This is a genomic window from Cohnella mopanensis, assembly GCF_022352055.1.
Classification (GTDB): Bacteria; Bacillota; Bacilli; order Paenibacillales; family Paenibacillaceae; genus Cohnella; species Cohnella mopanensis.
Map to the genome: position 1 here is coordinate 61,448 of NZ_JAKRWM010000012.1, position 15,497 is coordinate 76,944.

General features: G+C 52.9%; 11 protein-coding genes and 1 riboswitch. Of the genes, 7 read left to right on the forward strand and 4 right to left on the reverse strand.

Annotated elements, in window-relative coordinates:
* Position 1 precedes the first annotated feature (1 nt).
* From L3D05_RS18195 to L3D05_RS18205, 3 genes are all read right to left on the reverse strand, one after another.
* Positions 2-1,978, reverse strand: coding sequence for a J domain-containing protein (locus L3D05_RS18195; protein WP_239617739.1), 1,977 nt, complete (start codon positions 1,976-1,978; stop codon positions 2-4).
* The gene (locus tag L3D05_RS18200) at positions 1,978-3,678 is read right to left on the reverse strand and encodes a molecular chaperone HscC (RefSeq protein ID WP_239617740.1); all 1,701 of its coding nucleotides are present in this window, start codon (positions 3,676-3,678) and stop codon (positions 1,978-1,980) included. The genes L3D05_RS18195 and L3D05_RS18200 overlap by 1 nt, the downstream gene beginning before the upstream one ends.
* A 186-nt stretch (positions 3,679-3,864) precedes the next feature.
* Positions 3,865-4,743, reverse strand: coding sequence for an AraC family transcriptional regulator (locus L3D05_RS18205; RefSeq protein WP_239617741.1), 879 nt, complete (start codon positions 4,741-4,743; stop codon positions 3,865-3,867).
* 237 nt (positions 4,744-4,980) lie between these two features.
* Here L3D05_RS18205 and L3D05_RS18210 point away from each other — a divergent pair, with 237 nt between their 5' ends.
* From L3D05_RS18210 to L3D05_RS18230, 5 genes are all read left to right on the forward strand, one after another.
* Positions 4,981-6,786: a sensor histidine kinase gene (locus L3D05_RS18210; protein WP_239617742.1), complete on the forward strand. Its 1,806-nt coding sequence runs from the start codon at positions 4,981-4,983 to the stop codon at positions 6,784-6,786.
* A complete protein-coding gene (locus L3D05_RS18215; protein ID WP_239617743.1) occupies positions 6,783-8,387 on the forward strand; it encodes a response regulator in 1,605 nt (534 codons plus the stop codon). Before L3D05_RS18210 ends, L3D05_RS18215 begins: the two co-directional genes overlap by 4 nt.
* A gap of 134 nt (positions 8,388-8,521) precedes the next feature.
* Positions 8,522-9,844 (forward strand): ABC transporter substrate-binding protein, encoded by a 1,323-nt coding sequence (locus L3D05_RS18220; RefSeq protein ID WP_239617744.1) that lies wholly within the window; start codon positions 8,522-8,524, stop codon positions 9,842-9,844.
* A 71-nt stretch (positions 9,845-9,915) separates the two neighbouring features.
* On the forward strand, positions 9,916-10,794 hold the full coding sequence (locus L3D05_RS18225) for a carbohydrate ABC transporter permease (RefSeq protein ID WP_239617745.1): 879 nt from the start codon (positions 9,916-9,918) through the stop codon (positions 10,792-10,794).
* 47 nt (positions 10,795-10,841) lie between these two features.
* Positions 10,842-11,675 (forward strand): carbohydrate ABC transporter permease, encoded by an 834-nt coding sequence (locus L3D05_RS18230; RefSeq protein WP_239617746.1) that lies wholly within the window; start codon positions 10,842-10,844, stop codon positions 11,673-11,675.
* A gap of 57 nt (positions 11,676-11,732) precedes the next feature.
* Here L3D05_RS18230 and L3D05_RS18235 read toward each other — a convergent pair whose 3' ends face one another.
* Positions 11,733-12,701 carry an alpha-L-fucosidase gene (locus L3D05_RS18235; protein WP_239617747.1) on the reverse strand — a complete coding sequence of 323 codons (969 nt, stop codon included), beginning with the start codon at positions 12,699-12,701 and terminating at the stop codon, positions 11,733-11,735.
* 358 nt (positions 12,702-13,059) lie between these two features.
* Positions 13,060-13,253: riboswitch (cobalamin riboswitch) on the forward strand.
* A 199-nt stretch (positions 13,254-13,452) separates the two neighbouring features.
* Between L3D05_RS18235 and L3D05_RS18240 the strand changes: the two genes are divergently transcribed.
* Together L3D05_RS18240 and L3D05_RS18245 are read left to right on the forward strand one after the other, a co-directional pair.
* Positions 13,453-14,463: an ABC transporter substrate-binding protein gene (locus tag L3D05_RS18240; protein ID WP_239617748.1), complete on the forward strand. Its 1,011-nt coding sequence runs from the start codon at positions 13,453-13,455 to the stop codon at positions 14,461-14,463.
* A complete protein-coding gene (locus L3D05_RS18245; protein WP_239617749.1) occupies positions 14,456-15,493 on the forward strand; it encodes a FecCD family ABC transporter permease in 1,038 nt (345 codons plus the stop codon). The genes L3D05_RS18240 and L3D05_RS18245 overlap by 8 nt, the downstream gene beginning before the upstream one ends.
* Positions 15,494-15,497 lie beyond the last annotated feature (4 nt).

Below are 15,497 nucleotides of genomic sequence, written 5' to 3' on the forward strand. Positions count from 1 at the left end.
ATTATGTATATCGAAGGTACCTAGTTACTCTTCGGACTTCCCGAAATACGGAAATATAGAACAAGGCCAACGCAAGAAGGTAAAAATAGATCCGTAGAGGAATGCTGCTTTGATCGGAAGCCGGCTTCTCGATCAAATTCAAGTATTTATCCGCTAAAGGACTCTGGTCAGCTTTCAAAAACCGTTTTTTCCATTTTTCGTATTCTCCCGCTAGCGTCGGATTTAGAGATTGAACGGTTCCTTTGATTTCTATCGTTTTTTTATCGTAGATTGCTTTGGCCTGATCATAATCGCTCAAGATAAGCAGGGGAGTTCCGTCTAATATAACGAAGTTTAAGTACCCGCTGATATTGGACAGAAGATCTTGCTTTTCCACCTCGGCCGTTGAGAGGTAAGCGATCTTTGGATTGCCGTCATCGTCCTTCATCCGAACTTGATTAATACCCATATAAGTGGCTTTGGACAACTCCATACGAACCGTCGTGCTTGCTTTCGGAAGAAGGGAATCCGAATCCAAGTCTGCCAGCGAGACAACCGTCTTATATTCGATCGGTTTAGTCGCATGGATGAGAAAACGAATAGGCGTCTCTCCCGTATGCTTCACGAAGGAAGAAGAGATGAAAATATGAAGCGCGATAATAGCAATCAGGCTGAACCATTTACCGCCTAAGAGGAGAAAGGCGCTCTGCTTAAGACGATAGCTTAATGGCGTCTTACCAAGATCTATTTTCAACTGCTTCAGCGTTTTTCTATTGCCGCTTCCCTCTTGCTTCTTAATGGTTTCCGCTTTTATTGCGGAGAGTTCCGCTAGCGCTAGCATAGCTTCTATATCGTTGGCGTTCTCCTTCTGAATTCGTTGATACATTTCATGCGCTTTGTCGTACTTTCCTAGCTTCATATATGATCTTCCTGCTAAAGATAGAGCAGAGGTATGATTCGGAATTCGTTCCAGGATTCGCGATAGATCTTGTAGTACCTCTTGCGGTTTACCGTCCTCGAAATTGATTCGAGCACGGTTCAGATGCCCTTCTACCGAATCGGGGATGAGGAGAATAAGTCCGTTGCACGCATCCAGAGCCCGTTCCGGATTTTTCAATCGGGAATAACACTCGATTTGGAGCCGAATGACATCCGGGTCGGACTCGAATCGTTCCGTTGCTTTTCTTAAATGGCGCTCGGCCGCTGAATAATCCTGCTCCAGTAAGGCTAATAAGGCATTTTCCCGAGCGAGTAGGAATACGTCATGATCCAAATCCGCGGCATTCAGAAGAACCGAATATCCCATGTTTAATACAAGTTCATTCCCGATCCCATACGTATATACTTTGGGATATTGCCCTTGAAAGCTTTCTTTGTCCTCCTCAGCCAAATCCCTCCAGTGAAACGTGTTCTCAAGGAGCTTCCAGACGGCATCAGGCACAAAGTAATGCTCTTCCATAAAATCAAGCAGAATACGAGAGGTTGTGCGGTTCAGCTCTACATTCCAAACGGCGTCCGAGTCCAGCAGTTCCATCCACTTATTGGTATCTACCCGTAATGAAAAGTTCTCATACAACGCTTCGATCTGCTCGATAAACCGTTCAAACGGATGATCAGGAACGAAGGGGTTATTCGACTCTTGGAACGACAACAAACGATAAGGATGATACGGATGATCTGGATCCGCGTCATCCTCATCTTCATGCTCATCCTCAGGTTCATCTTCATGCTCATTTTCATGCTCATGCTCATCCAGTTCTTGCTCCAATGCGGCAGAGACTTCCCGCCCATCGTCCTCGGTCTCCGTAATATCACGGTTTATAGCCTTCTTGGCTTTCTGTTTAGCCTGTTTTACCGCTTGATCGTATGCTTCCCGTAGCCGCTGATAACCTTCCGGATCTTCCTCCGGATGATGAATCTTTAGCTTGACCGCGTATGCTCTTTTGATTGCTGACACATCATCCGTAGGTTCTATGCCGAGAATTTTCCAGAACTGCATTAATAATCACGCCACCTCTCCAAGTACTCTAACTGTTTCCTGAGGTGCGAAGAGGCCTTTTTAACTTCCTGTTCATTTTGAGAGGCAAGAACCTGTTCAAACTGCTGCAGCATAAAAGCAATTTCGGCCCGGTTCTCACCTAGCGCTTCTTCATATAGCCTTTCGCCTTTGGCTAGAAGCAGCCTGTTCTCCGTCCGCTCCCGAGGATGAATCTTGATGTCCTTTAATATCTTCAGTCTTTCTTCGATCTCGTGCTGCGTCAGCTTACCGGGATTTTTCTCGATAATGGTTTTTTGTTTTAATCCGGTACCGATCGTAGTCACCTCTACTTCTAAAATACCGTTAATATCGTAGGTGAACCTAACGTCTATGGCTTGCTCTCCTGCCTTATCGGGAGGGACTGGAACCGAGAGCTCCCCTAGCTTAATATTATTGTCCACTTTGCGGCTCTCGCCTTGGTAGACAATCACTCGAATATTTTTCTGATTATCGTGGATCGTAAAGTACTGCTCTGCCTTGCTAACCGGAATAGGCGTATTGCGTTCAATGATCGGACTAAAATGACCGCTGTCATAATTTCCGTTCCCCATCGTCTTTGTAATTTCGATACCTAACGTATAGGGACATACATCTGTCAGAACGACCTCTTTAAGAGCCTCGTTCCTCTCCTTGAGGGCGACCTGTATAGCGGCACCCAAAGCAACAGCCTCATCGGGATTAATCTGACTGAAAGGCAGCTTCCCGAACATTTTGCCGACAACCGATTTGATAACCGGCATACGGGTCGCCCCGCCTATTAAGATAACGGCATCAAGATCATCAGGTGATAGAGAGGCATCGCGCAATGCCCTTTCAATTGGGTGACGCAACCGGAGAACGAGATGGCTGGCTAGTTTCTCAAACTCGTTACGATCCAGGGTGAGTTCGAATTCTTTGTCCTCCCATTTAAAGCTCATTTGTCCGGCATGTCCGCTTCCTATAGTACGTTTGCATATCTCGGCTTGTTTGAATAGAGCGGAACGAGCTTTGTTGTCGAGTTGCTGGTAGTCAATTCCCTTTGATTCAACGAAAAAAGAAACCAACAATAACGTAAAATCCTCGCCTCCCAAGTAATTATCTCCGGCAATCGACTGCACTTCCATTACGCCTTCAAAAAACTCCAGTATAGACACATCGAAAGTGCCTCCGCCCAAATCGAAGACGAGGAATTTCGTGTCCGATTGCTGCTGATGGAGACCATAAGAAATCGCCGCAGCCGTAGGCTCGCTGATAAGGCGCTCTACCTTCAGGCCTGCGATTTCCGCCGCCCGTTTGGTCGCCTTGCGTTGAGTGTCGTTGAAATACGCAGGGACGCTAATGACGGCCTCCGTCACTTCGCGTCCGAGAAAAGCTTCCGCATCTGTTTTTAACGATTTCACGATAAAGGACGACAGCTCTTCCGGAGAAAAGGAGTACTGACCTAGACGGTATAATTTCTCCGTGCCCATATATCTCTTAAATGTAGCAGCCGTAAGATCCGGGTGAGTCATTAACCGTTCTTTGGCGATTTGGCCTACAAGTATTTCTCCATTTTCATCCACGCTGACTATAGAAGGGGTCAATCGTTCCCCTAGCACGTTCGGTATAATAGTGGGACCATCTTCCGTCCAATAGGCGACCAAGCTGTTTGTCGTACCTAGATCGATACCGATTACCGTCATTCAATGAACCCTCATTTCTAGATGTCATGAAAAAGGAAAATTCTCCCGATTTCCATTTTATTATCGGAAACTTAGATCATTATTTTAAGCCAGCTTTTTCTCAGGGTAAGGAGAACGGAGCGATTTCTAGTTTAAATGCACGGCATCGGCGAACGGGTGGAACGGACTAGATCGGGTTCTGACCGGTTAATCGACCCGGAACACCTGATACCGCTTGCGGTATTCGCCCGGAGTAAAAGAGGTTTGCCGCTTGAACAGCCGCGTGAAGTAGTTGTTGTCCTGGAAGCCGCATTGCTCCCGGATTTTCGTCAGCGACAGATCCGAATGGGCGAGCATCCGTTTCGCGCGGTCGATCTGCAAGCGATGTCGGTACTGCAGCGGGCTCATTCCGCAATATTGCTTTAAGCACCGGGCTAAATAGTCGAAATGGTAATGCAGATCGCGTTCCATCTCCGCCGAGTCGAAAGGAAGCTCCAACCGGTTCGCCAAGTACGATGCCGCCTTCTCCCCCAGAAAGTAGGAGCGGGCCTGCGGGCTGTTCTTCCTCATTCCGTTCTGGAGCTGCGTCAGCACCTGCCCGAACAGCAAATGCAATTCAAAAGAGCCGTAATGGGTCAGTACGCCGTGCAGTTGCAGCATTTCTTTCAAGAGGGGCACAATCGCGCGTAAATCGACGGGAGCGAATTTGGGAACGTCGATCAGGGTCGGAGGAGGCTCCGTATCCTGATTCGTCAGCTTCAGCAGCGACTGCTGCCAATCGTTCTTTTCTTTCAAGAGCGGCCCAGAATGCGCCGGGTATTGAAAGTGGATCCAATACGCCTCGGTATCCTCCTCCGTCGGGCGATAGCCGCGATGCGTTTTCCCCGGCTCAAGCACCAGAATCATGCCCGGACGGATGTCGTATTTGACTCCGTCCTCCTCGATGAACAAAGCTCCCTTCGCGCAAAAGATCATATCGAACGCCTCGAAGGTTCGCTCCGCGTGCACGACTCCGGACGGCCATAGAACGTGCCCGACCGTGGCCAGCAAAGGAAACGGCGGCACCTTGAGTTCGAGTACGAGCATGATCTCCCTCCTCTCGTGAATGTAGAGATTGTACTATAGGAAGTCGCCATTGTCAGCTGTTTAGAGCGTTCGAATCGGGTACAGTAGTAGATATCATACGCCATACACGGGATCGAACAAAAATAATAGCGCTTTCAATTCGAATCCTTTTTGATCCCGAAGCGCTTATGTTAAAATGCAAGAATGGCGTTTGCCCAATATATCGGCCCCGTACGAAAGGTGGAAGCCGACCGAACCATGACGCGATTGGAACGATTGCTGCGCAGGGCGCACGAGCTGTATTATTCCTCATCCATCCGAAGCCGGTTAAGCTTGTCCTTTGCCTTGCTTTTTGCCGTGCTTCTCGCTTTGCTGGTCGTCATCGTAAACAACGTCTCGTCGTCGATCCTGATCGGCAAAACGATCGAGAACACGTCCCAGAACATCGCGCTCGTCTCCGAGAAATTCGACCTGACGTTCGACAGGGTCGAGGATTACGCGAAGACGGCGATCACGAACGGCGATATCCAGGAGGTGCTCACCTCCAGACCCCGAAAGGACGAGCTTTCCCGCTACAACAGCCGGAATAAGGCGTTTAGCGCGCTGGACGGCATCATCGGCGCCAGATCGTTGATCGATTCGATGCTGATATACGACTTTCATCAGAGGCTGTTCGATTCCGGGAGGCTGCAAAATCTGCAGTACAGGTTGCCCGAGTTCTACGACTACTTCCAAACGTTCGAATCGACCGGGCAATTGCGCTGGCTCGACACGCATCCGAGCAACTATACGCAGTCGGGCTCGGCCCAGAACATCGTCACGCTGGTCAGGGGCATCATCGACGCGGACTCGGGAAGAAGGATCGGGGTCATCGAGACAAACGTCAACGAACGGACGATCTCCGGGTTGTACGACCGAATCCGACTGGGCGACAGCGGGAAAATTTTCGTCGTGAACGATCGGGGGACGGCCGTCTCGCACGCGGACAAGAACGAGTTGTACGCCTCGGTCGCCGATCAGCCCTATTACGGGTGGATCAAGGAGCATAACGGAGGTAAGACGTTCGGGATCGGAGGCGAGCGGTTTCTCGTCATTTCCCGGCATTACGAGCGCTTGAATTGGACGGTCGTGGGCATCGTGCCGACGGTCGAAATTTTGCAAGACCAGAAGAGGCTGACGAGCCAGCTGCTCTCGATCGGCTTTGTTTTTCTTGCGATTTCGGCGTTCGTGACCGTCCTGCTATCCAATTCCATCACCCGGCCGATCTTGAGGCTGAAGCAGACGATGAAGTTCGTATCGGGCGGGGACCTGGGCGTGAGAGCGGAAGTGAAATACAAAGACGAGATCGGCACGCTGACGCTCGAGTTCAACCGGATGATCCGGAAAACGGCCGAATTGATGGACGATCTTCTGGACAAGCAGAAAAAAGAGGAAGAGTACGAGCTGGCCTTGCTTCAGTCGCAACTGAATCCCCATTTTCTGTACAACACGCTCGAAAGTATCAACGGACTGGCGGAGTTGAACCGCAACGGGGAGATCATCCGCTTGGTGAATGAATTGGCTTTTTTCTACCGCGGGGTATTGAGCAGGGGGAGCAAGATCATTTCCCTCAAGGAAGAGCTGGACATTACCGAGAGCTATTTGAAAATGTTGAAAATCCGCCACGGCGACCGGCTGAATTACGAGATCGAAGTGGACGAGTCCCTATACCGGTACGCCACGGTCAAGCTGCTGCTGCAGCCTCTCGTCGAAAACGCGCTGCTTCACGGCCTGCGCAATAAGCGCGGGCCGGGGACGATTCGGATCGCCGGCTCCGCCGATCGCGAGCGGCTGATTCTATCCGTCGTCGATGACGGCATCGGCATGGATCCGGAGACGCTGGGCAAAATGCTGTCGGATTCGCCGGAAGGGAAGGCGCGGTCAGGCTTCGGGCTGGCAAGCACGGACAAGAGGATCAAGCTGTATTTCGGCGACAGTTTTGGCCTGCGAATCCGCAGCGGCGCGGAGGGGACGACGGTCGAGATCGGCTTGCCCAAGAACGAAATGTGGAAGGACGACGAATGATGATCAAGCTGCTAATCGTAGACGACGAATGGCTGGTCCGGGAACGCTTGAAGGCGTGCCTGAATTGGGACGAGCTCGGCTGCGCCATCGCGGGCGAAGCGTCCGACGGGGAAGACGCCCTGGAGCAGGTCGGCCGGCTTCGCCCGGATATCGCGATCGTCGATATCCATATGCCTTTCGTGAACGGTCTGGAGTTCGCGGAGACCGTCCGGGCGGATTACCCGGGAACGAAAGTCGTCATTCTGACCGGGTACAGCGATTTCGACTACGCGAGAACCGCGGTTCAGGCCGGAGTCGTTCGGTACTTGCTCAAGCCGATCGACAAAGACGAGCTGAGATCCGTCATCGTCGAACTGACCTCGTCGATCGAGAACGAGAGAGCGCGGCAAAACAATCTCGCCCTGATGGAGATGAGCTACAAGGAAAGCCGGGACGTGCTGAAGGAGAAGCTCCTGCGGTCTTTGCTCGAGCCCGTCGCGCGGTCCCGGGATTTCCGGCAAGAGCTGGAGCGGCATGCTCCGAACCTCGCCGGGATCGACCGGGCCGCCGTTGCCGTCGTGCAGATCGACGCCCTGCCCGGCAAAGAGGTCGACCCGGCGGAGGAGCGCCTCTGGTATTTCGCCGTGTCGAACATCTTCGCGGAAACGTTGTCCCGCGGTTATCCCGTCGAATGCGTCTACGATTCCGCCGGCCATGCGGCGCTGATCGCCGGCGTCGGAGACGAGGACGGCCTGGAGAGGCTCATCGGGCATAGCGAAGAAGCAAAGTCTTTTATCGAGATAAGGCTTCGCTTCACCGTGACGGTCGGGGTCGGGAACGTCGGGAGAGGGCTCGACGGCATCGCGGCCAGCTACCGGGAAGCGGTCGCGGCGAGAAGGAACCGGGTCGTGATGGGCCCTAACCGGATCATTCCGTATCGTTCCCTCGAGAACAAGGCCGGCGCTTCTTCGTTCTTCGAGAATTTCCGGCACGATCTGCTCATTCCGATGCGTTCGGGCAACTCGTCGGCTGCAATCGGAGAAATCGGCCGCGTCTTCCGCGAGATCGAGGAGCGCGGCTTGCTCGCCGATCAAGCCGTTCTCGTGCTGACCGAGCTGTTCCTCGTGATCGCCCAATTCGCGAAGGAGAACGAGATCGAAATCCCCGAACTCGCCGACCTCGATTTCTCCGCCGGAGCGCTGCTCGACGGCCACGAATCGCTCGGCGAGACGAAGGCGTGGTTCGAGAGGCTCTGCCGGCAGGCGCTTAACGTCTATAGCCGGAGCAAGCTCCACGGTTACGCCCGAACGGTCGAGAAGGTCAAAAGGTACATCGACGAAAACTACGCGAACAGGGAAATCGGGCTGGAGGCGATCTCCGCCAACCTCTCGATCAATCCGAGCCATCTGAGCAGCGTGTTCAAGAGAGAAGCGGGCATTACGATCAGCGAATACCTGATCCGCAAGCGATTGACGCAAGCCAAAGCGATGATGGACGACGGAAACGGCAAGCTGTCGGAGATCACCGATTCCGTCGGTTTCGGCGACCCTTATTATTTCAGCAAAAGCTTCAAGAAGATGTTCGGAATTTCCCCCTCCCTGTACTTTAAATCCAAAATCTGAAGCCTCCGCATCGCTCGGGACGACTTCGACCAAAGATATTACCAATCGACCAAAGATAATCTATGTCTCCCCGACCCGGCGACTTCTATAATCGGAGAGGCAAGGCACACCATATCTAACAGGGGGAAAAGCGCATGTTCAGAAAAATCGGGTTGTCGGGCCTAAGCGTCGTCGTCCTGGCCTCGGTATTGTCCGGTTGCGGAGATAGCGGCAAAAACGCGGAGTCCGCGGGGACGGCCGACGCGGGCGGGGAAAAAGTGAAAATCCGGATTTTGACCCGCTTGGCAAGCGATCAACCGAATGCAACCGCTTTCCGGGATAAAGTGAAAGAGTTCCAGCAACTGAATCCGAATATCGTCGTCGAAGATCTGTCCGTAGAGGACGAAGGCACGTTTAATACGAAATTCAAGACGGCCGTCGCTTCGGGAGACGTTCCGGAGGTTTTCGCCAACTACGGCGGGGCCGCGTTCGCCGAATACGCCAAACAGGGCGTGGCGATGGATCTCTCCGAGATCTTGGACTCCGATAAAGAATGGTCCGGCTCGTACCTGGACGTGTTCGAGAACTGGAAGTTCCCGGACGTTCCGGGCACGTACGCGGTTCCCTACGAGTTCTACGCGATCGGCATTTTCTACAACAAAGACTTGTTCGCGAAAGCGAACGTCGAGGTGCCGGCCACGATCGAAGAATTCGAAGCGGCGGCGCAAAAGCTGAAGGACGCGGGCATCGTTCCGATGGCGCTCGGCGAGAAGGATACGTGGCGCGGCGGACATCTGTACAGCGTCCTGGTCGACAAGAAGATGGGCGGGCAGATCGCGGACGACATTCGCAACCGCACGGCTAAGTACAACGATCAGCCGTTCATCGACGTGCTGACGCAGATGAAGAGCTGGCAGCAAAAAGGATTCCTCGGGGACAATATCGTCTCTATCGACGTCAACGCGGAGAAGAACATGTTCCACACCGAGAAGACGGCGATGCACATGGACGGAAGCTGGTACATCGGGGAAGCGGGCCAATCACCAATCAGCGACAAAGTCGGCTTTTTCCCGTTCCCGTACTACGGCGACAAGCCGGAAAACAAGGACGTCTGGATGGGCGGAGCCGGAGGGGCGTTCTCGATTTCCGGTAAAGCGGAGGGAGCGAAGAAGGAAGCGGCTATCCAACTTCTGAAGTTCGTCACCTCACCGGAGTCTTTCCAATATTATCAGCAGGTGCAAAAAGGCGGCGTGTTCCCGGTCAAGATCGAGAGTGATCCCGCCAAGGTGGATCCGCTCACGATTAGCTACTCGGAAGCGTTCAAGGACGCGACGTTCAAAGCGGAATTGTATTCCTACGATCCTCTGCCGCAGATGATGGACACGGTTCGCAACGGCATTCAAGGCATGTTCGCCGGCTTGGCGCCCGAAAAAGCAGCGAAGAGCATGCAGGACCAGGTCGACAAGCTGCTTAAATAACAGAAGACCCGGGCGGGCGCGGCGGCCGTAGACGCGGCCGGTCCGTTCCCGTCCGGGATGCGGAGGTTTCCATGATCAGCAATCGCAGCAAATACGCGACCGCGGCGTTGTTCCTCTTACCGGCATTCGCGGTCTACACGGTGCTCTTGATCTATCCGGTGCTTCAGTCCGTGTTCATGTCGTTCTACGAATGGAACGGCATCGCCGGCTCGAAGATGGTGTTCTCCGGATTGGACAATTACAAAACGATGTTCCAAATGCCGGAGTTTTGGACGTCGCTTGCGAACGTTCTGAAGTTTATCCTGATCGGTTTCGCCCTGCAGATGCCCCTTTCTTTTTTTCTCGGGTATCTGATTTCCCGCAAGATGAAGGGCAATCGCTTCTTCAAGACGGCCTTCTTCATGCCGGTCGTTCTGCCGATGACGGCGGTAGCCTTAATGTGGACGTTCATTCTGTTTCCGAACGGAGGCCTCTTTAATACGCTGCTGACGGAGATCGGGCTCGGAAACCTGGTTCGCAACTGGCTCGGAGATACGACGATCGTCACTTACACGACGCCTATCATCAACATGTGGGTGTATGCGGGACTCAATATGATCATTTTCTCGGCGGGTATCGTCGGCATTCCGGAGCAGCTCTATCAAGCTGCGGCGATCGACGGCGCGACGGGTTGGCGGAAGCTTCGCTACATTACGATCCCACTGCTGAAGGACACGTTCAAGATTTACGCGGTCACTTGCTTCACCGGCTCGCTGCGGGTGTTCGACATCATCTTCGTCATGACGTCCGGCGGACCGAACGGGGCGTCCGACGTGCCGGCGACGCTGCTGTATTACCAAGGCTTCAAGTATATGAACTTCGGCCTCGCGAACAGTATCGGTACTTTTATTCTCGTTGCGGGTCTATTCCTGAGCATCGTGACGAACCGATACCTGAACAACGACAAGTAAGGGGAACGGAAACGGTTCCCTGAAATAAGAACGGTAGGTGATCTCTCTTGCGTCTGGCGCGTTTTCGCTTAGGCGGCTCGTTACTGTACCTATTTTCGGCCGTCTGGGCGCTCATTACGTTGTATCCGCTCGTATTTACGGCGATGTCCTCCTTCAAGACGACCGACGAAATCTATTCGGCTCCATTCAAACTGCCTAGCCTCTACAGTTTTTCTAACTACGCTAGGGCGCTGTTCGATGCGGGCATGCTGCGGGCGATCGGCAACTCTTTCGGAATCGCGATCGTCTCGACGCTGTCGGTCATCCTGCTGGGCAGCTTGGCTTCTTTCGTCCTAGCGAGGCTGGGCTTGAAGTTCGGCAACGCCGTTTTGCTTTACTTTTTGCTGGGTATCATGATTCCCGTCCATACCACGCTCGTGCCGCTCATGAAGCTGGTCAGCGGGGTTCAAGGACAGAACCACTATTTGACGATGGTCCTGATCTACACGGCTTTCCATCTGCCGTTCGCCATTTTCCTGATCTCCAGTCATATGAGGGGAATCGGCAAGGAGCTGGACGAATCGGCTGCCCTGGACGGGTGCGGGCCGATCCGGTTGTTCGCTTCGATCATTTTCCCGCTGACGATGCCGGCGATCGCGACGGCGTTCATCCTGACTTTCCTGTACGTCTATAACGATTTGATCTTCGCCGTCATTTTCATCTCGGACAAGAGCATGTTCACGATTCCGCTGACGATGCTTACGTTCGTGGCCAAGAGCTTGACGGAGTACGGGCCGATCTTCGCGTCCATCATCGTCTCCATCATCCCGATGATCGTCGTCTTCCTGATATTCCAGGAAAGGGTGGTCAGCGGCCTTGCGGCGGGAGCGGTCAAAGAATAAGCCGAATATAAAAAAGATCCGGGCGCCTTCGAGAAGAAGGCGCCCGGATCTTTTCGTTTATCCGCGGGTCGGCCAGTCGGCCGGCGGTTCCGCCAGATCGGCGGGCCGCGCGTAGCGCTCTCCGATCTCCTTGAAGCGGGCAAGCATGTTGTCGTCGAGCCGTCCGAGCTGGTTCGGCGCGCCGTTCAGCAGGAAGCTGACGTTGCGGCGATTGGAGTCGTTAATTTTATCGAGCGCCCAATCGGCCGTTTTCAGCTCCATATCCGTATCGGTCGTTCTCCAGAACCACGTCTTGGTCAGAATGTTGCAGCTCGCGCCCGGCCCGTTGAACGAGTCCGAGATTTCCTGGCCTGCGGCGTTCTCGTAGAAAGCGATATCGGTAAGCGCGAGATCGTCGCAGCCGATATTCATCAGCAGGCAATCGGGCTGGAGTTCCTTGACCAACTGGTCGATCTCCTGGAACGGAAGTACCTCGTAGCGAGGACCGCCCCACTCGGCGTCCCAACCGTCGATGATCAAGAACGGAATTTCACCGTATTCCGTCAGCAGCTCGAGGATCTGGTTTTTGATGAACTGCTTGTCTTCCGGAGTGCACTTATTCCGGTTGATCTTATGGTGCAAGTCGAGGATCGAGAAATACAGCCCCGCTTGGATGCCTTCCTTGCGGAACGCGTCCAAGTATTCCTTCACGACGTCCGTTGGGTTGGCCGCGTTCCTGACGCAATGCTCCGTATGCCGGGTCGGCCATAGGCTGAAGCCTTCGTGATGCTTGGCCGTCAACGCGGCGAACGTCATGCCGGCGGACTTGGCCGCCGTCGCCCATTGAGCGCAGTCGAGAGCGGTCGGGTTCCAGTCCTGGGGATCGAAGACGAACCTGCGCGGCTGGCCTCCGTTCTCGTGGGCGAATTCCCAATCTTCTATCTCCGAGTCCGCGAATTGGAACGTCGCGCTGTTGAAGTGGATGAACATGCCCGATCTTTGATTAACGAACCATTGCTGTCTTTCGAGCAAATGCTGGTTTTTCATGAAATCGCCCTCCTAGGAAGTATAAATCGTATGATATCTACTACTATAGTCGAGAAGAACCCTTAAAACATCCGACAATGGCGACGAAAAAGCATACGATTTCGACCAATCCGATCCAGATGTAATAGTTGAAGTTACTGAACAGAAGAAGTGGAGTCGCAAGCTGATCGATCATGAGACGCTTCAAGAGCTATGGAGCAAGGGACTTTGGAAGCAGACAATTCAGACGATGGTGACATAAGAGTCATCAAAGATACCAATGGAAACATACTTAAGAAGATTTAGAATGAAGTATATCACTTCTTTTTTTCGCGAAGTTCATCTATAATGCTAGAAGGGATTCCTGCTTGACCAATTGAATAATTTACAGCCTGTAGGTGCCTTCGACGCTCAAGCGTATAAGGTTAAAAGGGAAGCCGGTGCAAACCCGGCGCGGTCCCGCCACTGTATAACGGGGATAACCTCGCAAGATCACTGTTCCGCAAGGAATGGGAAGATGAGGGAGTCAGCAAACCCGTAAGCCAGGAAACCTGCCTACTCGGCTTCGCCAAAGAACATCCTTCGCGGAAAAGGACTGGCCGAATCAGGACATGATAGAGCGTTTACCTAATCATCCAAAGTTAATTCCTGATCTGCTGACCCCTGGTTTCCTGCTGGAGACCGGGGGTTTTCTCGTTGAATGGCACTGCCGGTAAAAAGATTTGATCGTTCAAGAGCAGCTCTACTAACTTGACGAGAGGAAGATTGAGTAATGAAAAAATTATGGTTAATTGCATTAACATTAGTATTGGCAGTCGCATTAGCAGGCTGTGGCAAGGATAATAACAATTCTGCGGCAAGCCCGAGCGCGAGCTCAAGCGCAAGCCCGGCTGCTTCGGAGAGCGCAGCTCCGTCTTCGGACGCAGCGGTTAAGAAAACGGAGTACCCGCTTACGGTTAAAGATGCGACGGGAACTGAATTCACGTTCGATAAGGCTCCTGAGAAGATTGTATCGACTTCCGTATCGGAGACCGAGATTTTGTTCGCTCTAGGGCTGGGCGATAAAGTAGTCGGCGTATCCGATTACGACAACTACCCGCCTGAAGTGTTGGAGAAGCAGAAGGTAGGCGGCGTGACCGAACCGAACGTGGAAGCCATTATTTCCTTGGAGCCGGACCTTGTCATTACGGGGATTTCCATCAAAGATACGGCCGTAGAGAAATTACGCTCGCTAGATCTTAAGCTGGTTAAGACGGAGCCTAAAAGCATCGATGACGTTCTAGGCAACATCTTGCTGTTTGGCCAAATTTCCGATAAGCAGACGGAAGCGGAAGCGCTCGTCGCGCAGATGAAAGAAGACGTTCGCAAGGTTACCGAGGCGGCAGCCACGATCAAACCTGAAGACAAGAAGAAGGTATACATCGAGTTCTCGCCGGGTTGGACAGTTGGGAAAGGCGAGTTCATGGACGAGTTGATTACGCTGGCTGGCGGCGTGAACATCGCATCCGATATGCAAGGCTGGAATCCGATCAACGAAGAGAAGGTCATCGCGGACAATCCGGATGTCATCATCTATACGCTGAACATTACGGACGACAAGTCCGGCAAGAAGCTGGAGGATCTTATCCAAGGGCGCAGCGGATGGGATAAAATCAAAGCGATCGCGGATAAGCAATTGGTCGGCATGGACGGAGACATTCTATCTAGACCCGGACCTCGCATTACGGAAGCGCTGAAGCAGCTTTCGGAAGGCATTTATCCGGGATTGGTGAAGAGTGAGTAGGAAAATCTTGATCTGGGGAGGAGCGGGTTTGGCGCTCCTCCTTCTTTCCGTTGTCGTGAGCTTGTCGATGGGCACTGCTAGCTTGCCTATCTCCCAAGTGTGGGGCATATTATGGCATCAGCTGCCTTTTGTCGGGCACTGGGTTACACCGGATTGGCCGGTTTCCTCGGAGCAGATCATCCTGAAGGTTCGCTTGCCCCGAATTTTATTGGCTATTCTGATCGGGGCATGCCTATCCCTTGCGGGGGCGGGGTTCCAAGGCGTATTGCGCAACCCGCTAGCGGATCCTTATACACTTGGCGTAGCATCGGGATCCGCGGTCGGGGCGGCTTTTATTATTTTGTTCGGCTTACAGGTAGCGCTACTGGGACAATGGACCATATCTGCCGTCGCTTTCGTAACGGGGATGCTCAGCCTATTCATCGTGCTGCGATTAGCTGTCATTAATGGCAAGTTTCAGTTGGAAACGTTGATTCTATCCGGCGTTGTCGTGCAGGCATTCCTCGGATCGATGGTATCCTTCATGGTGTCTCTGTCCGATAAGGTCATCAATGAAATCGTCTTCTGGCTGATGGGGAGCCTTTCTTTGCGCGGATGGTCTTTTACTTTCATGCTCGTACCGTATTTCCTCATCGGAATCGCGGTGCTATTGTCTTACGGCCGGACGCTGAATTTATTCGCTCTTGGCGAGCGTCAGGCCGAGCATCTAGGCGTGAATGTCGTCAGAACGCGCATGATCGTATTATGCGTTTCCACTTTAATTACGGCAGCAGCCGTTTCCGTAGCCGGCACGATCGGTTTCGTCGGACTTGTCGTTCCTCATTTGGTCCGATTGATGGTCGGCCCCGACTATCGGATATTGCTGCCCGTAACGGCCATATTCGGAGGGATCTATCTGCTCTGGGCCGATACGTTAGCCCGAATGCTGCTTAGCCCAACGGAAATTCCGTTAGGCGTCGTTACCGCGTTCCTTGGGGCGCCGTTCTTCGCGTATTTGCTTCGCAAAAACAAGAAAAGGCTGGGGGCGTAGAAGT

What these genes read in the sequence shown, in the direction of transcription:
- L3D05_RS18195 (WP_239617739.1), bottom strand. Translation starts at nt 1,978, where the DNA reads ATGCAGTTCTGGAAAATTCTCGGCATAGAACCTACGGATGATGTGTCA.
- L3D05_RS18200 (WP_239617740.1), bottom strand. Translation starts at nt 3,678, where the DNA reads ATGACGGTAATCGGTATCGATCTAGGTACGACAAACAGCTTGGTCGCC.
- L3D05_RS18205 (WP_239617741.1), bottom strand. Translation starts at nt 4,743, where the DNA reads ATGCTCGTACTCGAACTCAAGGTGCCGCCGTTTCCTTTGCTGGCCACG.
- L3D05_RS18210 (WP_239617742.1), top strand. Translation starts at nt 4,981, where the DNA reads ATGACGCGATTGGAACGATTGCTGCGCAGGGCGCACGAGCTGTATTAT.
- L3D05_RS18215 (WP_239617743.1), top strand. Translation starts at nt 6,783, where the DNA reads ATGATGATCAAGCTGCTAATCGTAGACGACGAATGGCTGGTCCGGGAA.
- L3D05_RS18220 (WP_239617744.1), top strand. Translation starts at nt 8,522, where the DNA reads ATGTTCAGAAAAATCGGGTTGTCGGGCCTAAGCGTCGTCGTCCTGGCC.
- L3D05_RS18225 (WP_239617745.1), top strand. Translation starts at nt 9,916, where the DNA reads ATGATCAGCAATCGCAGCAAATACGCGACCGCGGCGTTGTTCCTCTTA.
- L3D05_RS18235 (WP_239617747.1), bottom strand. Translation starts at nt 12,701, where the DNA reads ATGAAAAACCAGCATTTGCTCGAAAGACAGCAATGGTTCGTTAATCAA.
- L3D05_RS18240 (WP_239617748.1), top strand. Translation starts at nt 13,453, where the DNA reads ATGAAAAAATTATGGTTAATTGCATTAACATTAGTATTGGCAGTCGCA.